Below are 11,226 nucleotides of genomic sequence, written 5' to 3' on the forward strand. Positions count from 1 at the left end.
CGCCCCCGGGCCACCCCACGTCGTTCGTTTGGCGGCTCGCAGGCAACGCGGGGCCGAGGCGTCAGGTCGCGTCGTCGTCGAAAGGGTTGCTGTAGCCCTGGAGCCACAGGAGCTCTGGCGCAAGGATAACGCCGGAGGCCAGGGATCCGTCACGCTTGAGGAGCGCATTGACGACCACTCGGACGGACCTCAGGGCGTAGCCCGCGACAAGCGCATCGAACTGCGCATCGTCACGGATGATCGCAGTGGCCAGCGTCGGGACGTCGGCTCCTGCTGCGGTCCAATTGGCGACGAAGTCTGGCAACCGCAGCGGATCGGTGAGAAGCAGGAGAGCATCGCCGAGCTCGAACGGTTCGTTCGTCTCGACGTCGATCAAGGCGAGGAGCGGCGCGTAGTAGTTCTCGACCCGCCGACCGGAGTTGATGGCAGCCCTGGAGAGTTCTCGTGGTTCTGCGCGAACGATCTCGATCGGGGTCCCCTCGTGTGCGAAGTACTCGAGGAGTTGGGAGTACCTACCGGATGCCCCAGTCTCGGCCGAGACGCAGGAAGGGTCACCCGCCGCAGCAGCCGCTGATAGCTCCTGTTGCATGAACTGAGCAACTCTCTCGGCCTGGTCCTTGGTGAACGATTCGACCACGCCTCGATTCGTCGTGAAGTGCTCGTTGCCATCGGCGTGCACGAGCGCTACTCCCCAGGTTCCTACCGACAGATGAGATCGAGAGGGGTTCCAGGAAACCATGGCGCGCTTGGACCGTTGCACCGCGGACATGTCGTTGAACATCCCTTGCCCGCCAACAATCTGTCGGAGCCACAAGCCATAGTCAAAGTCTCCCAGCCAGTCGTTCTGAGCGAGAGTGTCACCTCCCAGAGCGCCGAGCACACGGTAGGTAGGACGCCTGCAAGCCGAGTGGATCAAGCCCACTTCGGATGCCTCGTCGACCTCGTCTATCTCGATGTACGGGGCTCGGTCTTCCGCCACGGGGCGGCTGCACCGTAGGCAGCTCAGAAGGTCAGAGTTGTCGGAGAGGCGTTGGCGTAGCTCGGACCGGTACTGGGTGATCGCTTCTTCGTTCTCTAGGACGGGTCGACCAATGTCAAGAACGACGTCATGCTCCACGAGGGCGGGGTCTGCTGTCAGGATCCGTGCGAGTCCATCGATGCTGGAGGTCCGTGCGATCACGGTATGGGCCGTGCCGTCCGGCAGCGTGACGCTGTCCGACTTGAAATGGAGGACTTTCGCCCCGTTATCGTCGAACCTGAAGAAGACACTGACGACCAGCCCATCAAGGTCCTGCAGCAGCACGAACTCGTAGGCAACCCCTATATCGCCATCTAGTGCGGTGCGCATCGCCGACTCTGCGGCCATTTCAGCGTTCGCATCGGCACTGGGTGTCAGCACCGGACCGATGCGAGTCAAGAGCCCAGTTCGGTCGATGCTGAGCCGGTCCTTGGCCAGTGTGAGTGCCAGCTTCACCAGTTCTGCCCAAGCAGCGTTGGCCGACGGCACGCCCCGGGCAGCCAAGGCGATCAGGATGGCTCGCTCCAGCGGTGCGCCGTCCTCCAGATCGAGCACCTGCACGTGGATCTTGGCAAAGATAGCGGAGCGCTCGTGGTCGGAGATCTCTCTGCCTGCGAGCGCGGCGTAGTGCAGATCGATGAGGGTGCTTGTGGTCGCAAGGACCTCTCTCGCGTTCTTGGTGGCGGGGTTGGTGGCGTGATTTCGGTTGAGACGTGCCGCCTCCGTCAGGGTCCTGAGGTCACTTGTGACTCGTGATGAGGCCGCGCTGGTCGTAGCTAGGACGAACGCATCGTCGCCGGGCGAGGTGATGTGCTGGTGTACGAACTGTCGAATCACTGAGGAGAACTCAGAATCTCCGCCCTTGGAGACACTGATCGTTCGCTTGGCCTGCACAAACACGCGCCCGCCTCGCGTTGTCAGCGCGACATCGTCGACCTTGTCGTTCGTCTCGAACTGCACGCTCTCGATGCCCGAATGTCTGGCGGCGCCGAGAGCCGTAAGCTCATCGAGCTCGGCAAACATTGAGACCATCGCGAGTGCTCCGACTCGCGACTGGAAGTCGATGCCAGAGTTGGTTGCTGCGCCGCCCACGGCGCGACTCTAGGCCAGAGTGGATCGCGAAGCATCGGGCCGCGCCATGGGCACGCCTGGACCTCGGATCCCAGTTCAGCCCGGTCGTTCAGGCAGGCGTGAACCATAGCGGGATCCCGCACTGGTCACGCTCCTAGTCACCATGCCCTCGTAGGGCACGATGGTCCGCGTGATGACGCCTGAACATGCTGTGGCGCTCGCGCTGGACGTCGCCGAGAAGGGGCTGGCCAACGGCGAGATGCCCATCGGCGCCGTCGTGCTGAGTGGCGACCGCGTGCTCGGCCAAGCCTTCACTCAGGAGCGGACTCTCAGACGGCGGATCGTGCATGCCGACCTGCTGGCGCTTGAACAGGCCGATATGGAACTCGGCTTCGACCAGCCGGACGAGCCACTCGTGCTGGCGGTCAATCTCGAGCCCTGCATGATGTGCCTCGGCGCTGCCATCACTCTCGGGGTCGGGCGGGTCTACTATGCATTGGAGTCCCCGAACGACGGAGGCGTCGACCTCTTGTCCAAGTGGCAGCCGCCGGTCGAGCAATCATTCTTCGCCCGACCTAGTGACATCCGCTCCGGATTCCATCGCGCTCGCTCGCAGCGATTGTTCGGGCGCTACGCCGAGGGCAACGGCCCGGCTGGGATGCGCCGGTGGGCGGCGGGACTCGCGGCGCTCTGATGCACGCGTCTCCACTGATCAAGGCGCACCGTAGACCGAACGTCGCGCGGAGCGTGACCGTGCATGGATCGGCACGCGGGGCGTGCCACAGAGGGATCGGGTTGCGGGATGCGCGGATCGCGGCAGACCAGGTCCGCGCAACCCGTCTGTTCGGCCACCTAGGATCGCCCAGTGGATAGTCCGAGTAGTTTCCTCAGGGTCGCGACCGCGGACGACGGCGCACAACTGCTGTACTTATGGGGCCTGCTCTTCGATGAGGACGGCGTTCACGACGACGAGCCATGGAGGAGCCACGCTCGCAAGTGGTTCGCCCGCTACGTCGACGACTCCGACGCCGCTCGCTTCCCGGTTATCGACAGAGGTGGCGAGATCGTCGCGACCGCAATTGGCACTCTTGAATTGGGCGTTCCCAACCCGATGTGCCCTCGAGGACGGACCGTCCGGCTCGCCAATGTCATCACCGTCCCCCAGCACCGGGGTTGCGGATACGGGACCCTCCTGGTCGCTGACGTCATCGAGTGAGCCAAGTCAATCAACGCAGATCGAGTGGACCTCAGCTCCACAGAGGAAGGGCGGCGCCTCTACGACAAGGCGGGTTTCGTCCTGACGTCTGCTCCGCGGATGAAGCTCGTTCTCTAGCGCGCGACCGGTGCAACCGACCGGCCCGGAACGCTGTGCAGAAATGCGCTGCGCCTCGGGGCGTCGCCGCAACTTCGGACGTCGACGGAGACATACCTGCAACAGTCGCCGCGCACCCGACCGCTCAGACGTACGCGCCCACGACGCAACGGGCAAAGTTCAGGACCCAAGGAACGCAACACAGGGAACTGCACCGCGCTGACGGACAGTTACGGGTGTGAGCACCGAGGATCGCGAGCTGAGACGACGGCTGCGGGGCGGCGACCAGGCCGCCTTCGACAGCGTCTACGCCGAGCACGTCAACGGCGTCTTCACCCTGGCACACCGGTTGACCGCGAACTGGGCCACTGCGGAGGACGTGACCTCCGAGACGTTCCTGACGCTCTGGCGCAACCGCGACGGGCTCGCGGACGACGACCGGCCGCTCCGTGCCTGGCTGCTCGCCATCACCACGCGCCAAGCCCTCAACGCCACCCGGAGCCGTCGTCGCCTCTTGACCTTCTTGGCACGAGCGCCCGACGACCTCACCGTCCCCGACTTCGCCGACAGCACCGCGCAGCGCCTCGACGACGCGCACACCCTCGCCCGGACCGCACGGGCACTTGAGTTGCTGACCCGGAGCGAGACCGAGGTGCTCGCCCTGTGCGTGTGGTCGGGACTGAGCTACGCCGAGGCCGCGGAGACCCTGGGCGTCCCGGTCGGGACGGTCCGGTCGCGGCTGTCCCGGGCACGCGCCCGTCTCCGGGCGATCATCGACGACCCGCCGGACGAGGCAGAGACCGACACCTGGACCCGCACCCCGACCCGCATCCCGACCGTCCGAGGAGGACGACCATGACCGCTGACGACTCCACACGCGACCTCCTCGAGCTGCGCCGCCAGCTCCCCCCTCCGACGGAGATCACGCTGTCCCCCGAGCACCGTGCCCGACTGGCTCGTCGAGTGCACACGGCCATCGACGACCACGATCGGGGAGCACGCCGAACCGGCCGGGTCGCGGCCCCCGCACTCCTGGTCGCCTGCTCGACGATCCTCGCGCTCCTCACCTGGGGCGCCATCGACGACATCGCCACCGATCCACGCTCCCCCTCGCCTCGCGACCGTGCGGTCGCCACGGCCCCGGCCGCCACCCTGGTGCTGGAGAGCGCAGCCACGGCCGCACTGGCAGCGCCCACCCTCGAAGTGCGGGAGGATCAGTTCGTCTACGCCAGGAGCGCCGTGCTTTCCAACGACGGTCGCCTCGGCGGTCCGGTCCGCCTCGGGGAGGTGCACGAGCGGGAGGTCTGGTTCGGGCAGGACACCGGACCCTACGGTTGGGACGACGACGTGATCCGCGAGCTCGGCCAGGACTGGCCGATCGACTACAGCGGCCCCGCCGCGGCTGGCGTCGGCCGGCCGACGTACGCCTGGTTGGCTTCCCTGCCCACCGACCCCGACGCGCTCCTCGACGTCCTGTACGCCGAGGCACGGACCGTAGAGCGCCAGGAGCCCGAGCAGGCGGTCTTCGAGCTCATCGGCAACCTCGTCAACGAGCAGGCGGTGCCGCCGAGGACCGCGGCAGCCTTCTACCGCGCCACCACCCTGATCCCGGGCGTCGAGGTAGAGCGCGACGCCACGGACGCTCTCGGCCGCCAAGGCATCGGCGTCAGCCGCGCCGATGCCGCGTTCCGGACCCGGACCACGTGGGTGTTCGACCCCGACAGCTACGAGCTCATGGGCATGCGCAGCTGGTTCACCCACACCGACGGCTCGCCCGACATCCTGTTCGGCGCCACGGCGATCCTGGAGCGCGGCATCGTCGACGAAGCCGGCACCGTCCCCGCACGCCCCGCCTGAGGCCCTCTGCGCGTAGGCGGGCGCTTCCATGCCTGACGAGCGCCCACGTGCGCAGGAGAGATCCCAACGCGGAGCGTGACCAGTGCGGGATCGGCTATCGGGACGGATGGCCGGCGCGCACGCTGCTGTGCGCGGACCTCGAGGTAGACGTTTCAGCGGACGCATCCTCACTCGGTTCACCCAGCATGGTTTCGGTGGCTTTCGCTCCTGCCGCACGCGGCACTGAATAGGCGACGGAGCGGTTCTAGTGAACAGCGCCGAGTTCGACGAGGAGTACCCCACTGATGATGAGGGCGATGCCGCCCAGCATGAGTGGGGTGAGAGGCTCCTTAAACAAGACCTTGGATGCGACCGCGGTGAGGGCCACGCCCGAGGCTGCCCAGATGCCGTACGCGACACCGAGTCCAAGGCCTTCGTTGAGGGTGAGTGTGAGGAACGCGAAGGCGGCCAGGTATCCGACGGCTACGCCAGCGTAGTAGGCGCGCTGTCCGGTAGCCGCCATCCGCAAGGAGATGGTGGCCGTGACTTCGAAGACGATGGCTGCGGCCAGGAAAAACCACTGCATTAGATGGACTCCTTCGCGGGAGCGTTCTTGTGGGCGGCTTGGGAGCCGAGTTCGACGGTGAGGACGCCTACGATGATGAGGGCGATGCCGAGGCCCATTAGGGCAGTGAGTGTCTCGTCGAAGATCAATGACGACATGACTGCGGTAGTGGCGACGCCGAGTGCACCCCAGATGCCGTAGGCGACGCCCAGTGCCATGCCTCGCCGCAGGACCAACGCGAGGAACGCAAACGACGCGATGTAGCCGATGGCGACGACAGCGTAGAGCGCGGGACGGTCGAGGGCGCCTTTGAGGGACAGGGAGCCGGTGACTTCGCTGAGGATGGCCGCAGCGAGGAGCAGCCATTTGGTCATGAGTTCTCCTGGAGGAGTTGGTGGGCGAGTGCTTGGACCGCGTCTCGGTCCTCGTCGGTGAGAGAGATGCCGTTGCTGGCCGAGTTAAGCCAGATGCCGTCGGCTATGAGGCGCACGGCGTGGAACCGTGCCCTTTCTTTTGCGGGCAGCGTTTCGGGGATGTGGACCCACTCGCCCATGCGTTCGTTCCAGCGCGCGCTGAGTGGCTCACGTAGCCGGGGGTCGGTGAACATGACGAGGTCTCCGTGGTCGAAGTGTCCGTCGCACACCCAATTGAGATAGGCGACGAGTCGCGCCGTCGTTGTCGGTGCTGTGCTGTTATCGGATGTGAGCCGCTGGGTCAGTTCGTGCTCGTACTGGTTCATGAGGTGGTCGATGACGGCAGTCATCAGCGCCTGCTTGGTCGAGAAGTGGTACATCAACCCCGCCTTGGTAACCCCGGCGGCGCGGGCGGCGGACTCCAGCGAGACCGAAGCGCCGGTGCGCGCCAAAGTCAGAGTGCTGGCGACCATGTCGTCACGCATTGAGGGCCGGTGCGCGGGGGCTGATCGAGATGTAGGCACAAGCCGTTACTATACCGACTGGTTGGCTAAGTAAGCAAGTCTGTACGCTCGCGATCGCCCTTGTGGCGGGTTGTGACGCTCGGGTGGAGGAGGTGAATGCGTTTGGCTCATCAGCTGCCGTGCGAGTGCGCCGGGAGGGAATGCCTGTCCCGCAAGTCGAACCTCAAGCGGCTCGCACAGCAACTCAAAGCTGCGCTAGGTCGTCTCTGTCTCGCTAACCGGATGGGGATCCGCTTGCGGCGAATCCATCGCTCCGACAGGTTCGGGGCCGAATCGTCGCCGCAGCTCGTTCGGCCTGCGGGACGGTTCGCGCCTCCCGACGTCGAGCACGCAGACCCGTTGCGGACTAACCCCCGTCGCACTGTTCGTTCGGGAACGCGTCGTCGACTTCCTGCTGTCCCAGGTCGAGACGAGGCCACGTCGCAAGGTCGGCGAGCATCTGCCGGTCGTGAGTTGCGACGACTACCGCGCAGGAGGTTGTTGTCAGCGCCTGAGTGAGCTCGTCGACGAGGGAGATCGAGAGGTGGTTCGTCGGTTCGTCCAGCATCAGCAGGTCGGGCTTCGCGGCCAGGCACATCGCCAGGTGCAGACGGCGCTGCTGGCCTTGGGACATCCGGCCGACCGCGACACGCTGCGTCGCCGCGTCCAGTAGCCCGAGGGCGGACAGGGACGGGGGTTGCCCCGGCGTTCCGTGTGCCTGGAAGCGGTCCGTGTGCGCTCGGTAGGTCTCGTAGGCGGTAATGTCCGGGTTCCATCTGGGCGCCTCCTGCGACAGCAGCGCCACTCGGTTTCCGTGGTGCACGCGGAGCTGTCCATGTGTCGGCTCGACCTGACCAGCCAGTACGGCGAGGAGAGTGGACTTGCCGGCGCCGTTCGGTCCGGTGAGCAGCAGCCGGCCGCCGCTCGTCAGCGACACGTCGACCGGGGATTCGAGTCGACCGTCGACGACCAGCCCATGGCCGTCGAGGACTGGGCGATTGGCCCGGATGGGCCGATCTGGCCAGGACAAGTGCCGCGGGGGCTCGGGCACGGTGATGCGGTGGCGTTCGAGATCCTCCACCCTGCGGTTGAAGGCCTGCACCACCCCGGCGGTGCGGGTGGCTCGCTGGTGCTTGCCCGTCCCCTTGTCCGGGCGCCAACCGGTGCGGAGACGGCCGCGTGCGTCCTCCGCGGCCTGCTGGAGCTCGGCGCGCTCGGTCTGCTGGGCTACGTGCTCCTGCTCCCAGCGCTCGCGCTCCCGGCGCCGGCCCTCGGCCCAGCCGTCGTACCCGCCGGAGTACTCGCGGGGAAGACCGTCGCGGCTTGGGTCCAGGTCGAGGAAGGTCGTGGCGACCTCGCGCAGAAGTGCCCTGTCGTGACTGACCACGGCCAGTCCGCCGGGGTGTTCGCGGAGTCGTCGGGTCAGGAAGGCAAGCGCCTCGGCGTCCAGGTGGTTGGTCGGCTCGTCCAACAGCAGCAGGTCCGTGCTCGAGCCGAGCACGACGGCCAGACGCACTCGATAGCGCTGCCCCACCGAGAGTGTGGCCAGTCGCCGACTCCGGTCGGTGCAGGCGCCCAGCCCGTCGAGAGCGACGTCGATACGTCGTTCGGCGTCCCACGCGTCGAGGACCGTGGCGACCTCGAGGGCCTGCGCATAGGCGTCCTCGGCTCCAGCCTCGCCGGCGGCCAGCGCCTCGGTCGCGGCGTCCAGTCGGTCAAGAGCGGTTAGGGAGTCGCCGACGGCATCCTTGAGCAAGTCCCCGACGGTGCGATCGTTGTCGACGTCGAGGGTCTGCCCGACGAGGGCCAGGGTGCCGATGCGCGTCACCGCGCCCCCGGCCGGCGAGAGATCGCCGGCCAGGACGCGCAACAGAGTCGTCTTGCCGCGGCCGTTCTCGCCGACCACGGCCAACCGTGAGCCGTTCGAGACCGTCACGTCGACGCTGGCCAGGACAGAGCGCTCACCAAGGGACACAGCGATGCCCTCTGCGCGCACGTGGGCAGCGGTACCCGCAGGCAATCCGCGAGTTACCCAGGCAGGAGCGTCGGAGGAAAGGGAAGAAGGGTCAGTGCGAAGCATGCGTGTTCTCTCAGCTCGTCAGGGAGCCGGGCAGCACGCGTAGCCGCCCGGCATAGGCCAGGACGGCGGACGAGAAACTCAGTCGGGTTCGGCCGCCGTCAGCGGACGAACCAGGGCTTCGCACAGAAACTCATGGTGCGGACTCTACGAGCGGCAGGCGACGTGTTGCCAACCGATTACTCGACGCTGTTGTGATCCACCCAGGCACCGCCGTACAGAACTTCGTACGGCGACGGTCGGAGGACTTGTCGACTGGATCGCCGCAAACGGATCCCGCACCGGGTCGCTCCGCGAGCCCATCCCGTACCGGGTCGCAGACACCCACGACGAGGTGCTTCGGGGGAGGTTCTGGCGACACATTCCATGAACGCCGAAGCCGATTGGGTGACTTCCCTGATGCGCCCACTGGCCGGCGGGTGGCACCGTGAGCGCATGCTCTTGAACTTGGAGAAGGGTGTATGGCGGGACCTGACGCGCCGACGCGGGGTCAGCTTTGTGGACCCTCGTCTGGCTCAGCCGGCAAGGGCAGCGCTGGTACTCCAAGCGGCTCACACGCTGCTGCCCGAAGCGGGCGTGACGGCGCTGCCTTCAATTGCCCGTGACGAACTTCAGGAGGGGCTGAGTGGCCCGCTGCGCACAGCTATCGCTGACTCCGACCCGTCCTCGGAGGGAACCGTTGAGGGTTTGCGCGATCAGCTGGTGGGGACACTCGTGGCAACGCCGGGTCGAGTCGGCGCACTCATGCTGGCCGACCGCGTGCACCTGAGCCGGCTCGTCCGCGACGAGATCCCGCCCATCATCGCGTCGGCGTGCGTTTGTTGGTATGGCGCCTACCGCACTACTGACGACCCCTATGGCCACCAGATCACCACACTGCGAGGCCTGTACAACTCGTGGCTCGCCGTTCCAACGGAGCGACCTCGAATCGAGAAACAGATGCGCGGAGCCGCCGTACAGGTCGTCGGTGGACACCCCGACAGTCTGATTGCGCGACGAGTGTGACTCGGCGTCGACTGGCACGAGCCGATCGTGCACTGGCGCGCTCCACGAGCCGATCCGCTGCATACGCTGAGGCTGTGACCCAAACCTGGTGCCCGACCACTCTAGGCGTGCTTCGTCTGCCGTCCGGTCGAACGGTCCGGGGCCGTGGCCTGCGGCAGCCGGTGCCTGATGGTGTGTCTCCGGACTTTGGCCTCTACTTGTTGAGCAGGCCCCCGGCGCCGCCCATGGACTGGGAAGAGCGATGGGTTCGTTGGCCGGACTTGCGGTTGCCTGTCGACAAGGCTGACGCGTGGGACGCATTGTGTGAGGCGTGGCGTCGAGCCGGGCGCGAGCGAGTCGAGGTCGCTTGCAACGGAGGGCGCGGCAGGACAGGCACTGCGCTCGCCTGTCTTGCGGTGCTGGATGGCGTACCGGCCGATCATGCCGTCGCCTTTGTACGCGAGCGCTACGACCGCCGGGCAGTCGAGACGCCCTGGCAGAGGCGCTACGTCGTGCGATTCGGCACCGTGTAGCTGCAGCCGCTGCGGGATCCCGAACTGGTCCCGGCGTTTAGGTGGAGAGGCTTGGGCCAGATCTCACCGAAGGTTCCCGCCGGGCCTTCGGGCGCTCACTAGCTCCTGGTTACGACGGCAAGCGCTAGCGGTCCTCGGCGATATTTCTGTCGAGATGCCGGGAAGACTGACGAGCGTGTGGGGGATCCCGCGGCCCCACCCTGCAGCCGCTACGCCCGCTCGACAGGTTGTCGCAAGATCGTGCGCAGCCTCGACGGCTCGACCCGCCGCGCATCGCTGAGGTAGATCTCGTGGTGCTTCCCGGTCATCCGCAGACCTGCACCGGGAACGAACTGCCCGTGCATCTCAGCCAGGACGTCGACCTCATCGTCGTAGGACCCGACGTGCAACGTTTGCACGCAGAGACCCTCCTCGAGACTCTCCAGCCGTACGTCTTCAAGCCTCACCCCGCGCTGCTTCGCGGCCGCCGCGCTCACAGCGTCAGCGAACATCTGCTCCGTGAGCCAGTCAGGCGTCATTATCATCGCGGTCCAGCACCACTGGGACTTATCGCGCGCGGACGTGAAGGAGGTCATGTCTGCGGCCCACCACAGCGCCTCTAGAGGAGGGACGACATAGTCGCGATCGAGTTCCCGCCTGCTGGTGAACTTCAATCCGTAGGCCACCGGGTATAGGGATGCGAGGGCGTCGGCGTACTTCTGGGACGTGTTGGGGTCGCCCCGACCGTCGATCATCAGGTACCTCATCCTGGGCACCTCGACGACCCTGAACTCGCCGGCACGCGCGCGGTACGCGTCGTGCGACTTCTTGAAGTCGACCTTCACCGGTCGAGTATCTCGCGCCGGGTCGCTCCGCGAGCCCATGGGCTCGCGGAGCGACCCGGTGCGGGATGGGCTCGCCTGGTACGTCAGCCT

General features: G+C 66.5%; 11 protein-coding genes. 5 read left to right on the plus strand and 6 right to left on the minus strand.

Annotated features, from left to right (window positions below):
• Positions 1–61 precede the first annotated feature (61 nt).
• Positions 62–2,110 carry a hypothetical protein gene (locus tag IRX98_RS21315; protein ID WP_224280251.1) on the minus strand — a complete coding sequence of 683 codons (2,049 nt, stop codon included), beginning with the start codon at positions 2,108–2,110 and terminating at the stop codon, positions 62–64.
• Between the two features lie 172 nt (positions 2,111–2,282).
• Here IRX98_RS21315 and IRX98_RS21320 point away from each other — a divergent pair, with 172 nt between their 5' ends.
• From IRX98_RS21320 to IRX98_RS21335, 4 genes are all read left to right on the plus strand, one after another.
• Positions 2,283–2,783, plus strand: coding sequence for a nucleoside deaminase (locus tag IRX98_RS21320; RefSeq protein WP_224280270.1), 501 nt, complete (start codon positions 2,283–2,285; stop codon positions 2,781–2,783).
• A 171-nt stretch (positions 2,784–2,954) separates the two neighbouring features.
• Positions 2,955–3,305 carry a GNAT family N-acetyltransferase gene (locus IRX98_RS21325; protein ID WP_224280253.1) on the plus strand — a complete coding sequence of 117 codons (351 nt, stop codon included), beginning with the start codon at positions 2,955–2,957 and terminating at the stop codon, positions 3,303–3,305.
• Positions 3,306–3,639: 334 nt separating this feature from the next.
• The gene (locus IRX98_RS21330) at positions 3,640–4,260 is read left to right on the plus strand and encodes an RNA polymerase sigma factor (RefSeq protein WP_224280255.1); all 621 of its coding nucleotides are present in this window, start codon (positions 3,640–3,642) and stop codon (positions 4,258–4,260) included.
• Positions 4,257–5,258, plus strand: coding sequence for a CU044_5270 family protein (locus IRX98_RS21335; RefSeq protein ID WP_224280257.1), 1,002 nt, complete (start codon positions 4,257–4,259; stop codon positions 5,256–5,258). Before IRX98_RS21330 ends, IRX98_RS21335 begins: the two co-directional genes overlap by 4 nt.
• A gap of 244 nt (positions 5,259–5,502) precedes the next feature.
• Here the strand turns inward: IRX98_RS21335 and IRX98_RS21340 are convergent, their stop codons facing one another.
• From IRX98_RS21340 to IRX98_RS21355, 4 genes are all read right to left on the minus strand, one after another.
• On the minus strand, positions 5,503–5,823 hold the full coding sequence (locus IRX98_RS21340) for a DMT family transporter (RefSeq protein ID WP_224280259.1): 321 nt from the start codon (positions 5,821–5,823) through the stop codon (positions 5,503–5,505).
• A complete protein-coding gene (locus IRX98_RS21345; protein ID WP_224280261.1) occupies positions 5,823–6,176 on the minus strand; it encodes a DMT family transporter in 354 nt (117 codons plus the stop codon). Before IRX98_RS21345 ends, IRX98_RS21340 begins: the two co-directional genes overlap by 1 nt.
• Positions 6,173–6,700, minus strand: a complete 528-nt coding sequence (locus IRX98_RS21350; RefSeq protein WP_224280263.1) for a TetR/AcrR family transcriptional regulator — start codon at positions 6,698–6,700, stop codon at positions 6,173–6,175. The genes IRX98_RS21345 and IRX98_RS21350 overlap by 4 nt, the downstream gene beginning before the upstream one ends.
• Positions 6,701–7,085: 385 nt before the next feature.
• A complete protein-coding gene (locus IRX98_RS21355; RefSeq protein WP_224280265.1) occupies positions 7,086–8,714 on the minus strand; it encodes an ABC-F family ATP-binding cassette domain-containing protein in 1,629 nt (542 codons plus the stop codon).
• Between the two features lie 447 nt (positions 8,715–9,161).
• Between IRX98_RS21355 and IRX98_RS21360 the strand changes: the two genes are divergently transcribed.
• The gene (locus IRX98_RS21360; protein ID WP_224280268.1) at positions 9,162–9,800 is read left to right on the plus strand and encodes a hypothetical protein; all 639 of its coding nucleotides are present in this window, start codon (positions 9,162–9,164) and stop codon (positions 9,798–9,800) included.
• A 721-nt stretch (positions 9,801–10,521) separates the two neighbouring features.
• Here the strand turns inward: IRX98_RS21360 and IRX98_RS21365 are convergent.
• On the minus strand, positions 10,522–11,226 hold a 705-nt coding region (locus tag IRX98_RS21365), incomplete at its 5' end, for a GyrI-like domain-containing protein (protein ID WP_308045710.1).

The sequence above is a fragment of the Nocardioides lacusdianchii genome (assembly GCF_020102855.1).
Classification (GTDB): Bacteria; Actinomycetota; Actinomycetes; order Propionibacteriales; family Nocardioidaceae; genus Nocardioides; species Nocardioides lacusdianchii.

Excerpts from the sequence above, each read along its gene's own strand:
- IRX98_RS21350 (WP_224280263.1), bottom strand. The coding sequence starts at position 6,700 with ATGCGTGACGACATGGTCGCCAGCACTCTGACTTTGGCGCGCACCGGC.
- IRX98_RS21340 (WP_224280259.1), bottom strand. The coding sequence starts at position 5,823 with ATGCAGTGGTTTTTCCTGGCCGCAGCCATCGTCTTCGAAGTCACGGCC.
- IRX98_RS21320 (WP_224280270.1), top strand. The coding sequence starts at position 2,283 with ATGACGCCTGAACATGCTGTGGCGCTCGCGCTGGACGTCGCCGAGAAG.
- IRX98_RS21360 (WP_224280268.1), top strand. The coding sequence starts at position 9,162 with ATGAACGCCGAAGCCGATTGGGTGACTTCCCTGATGCGCCCACTGGCC.
- IRX98_RS21335 (WP_224280257.1), top strand. The coding sequence starts at position 4,257 with ATGACCGCTGACGACTCCACACGCGACCTCCTCGAGCTGCGCCGCCAG.
- IRX98_RS21345 (WP_224280261.1), bottom strand. The coding sequence starts at position 6,176 with ATGACCAAATGGCTGCTCCTCGCTGCGGCCATCCTCAGCGAAGTCACC.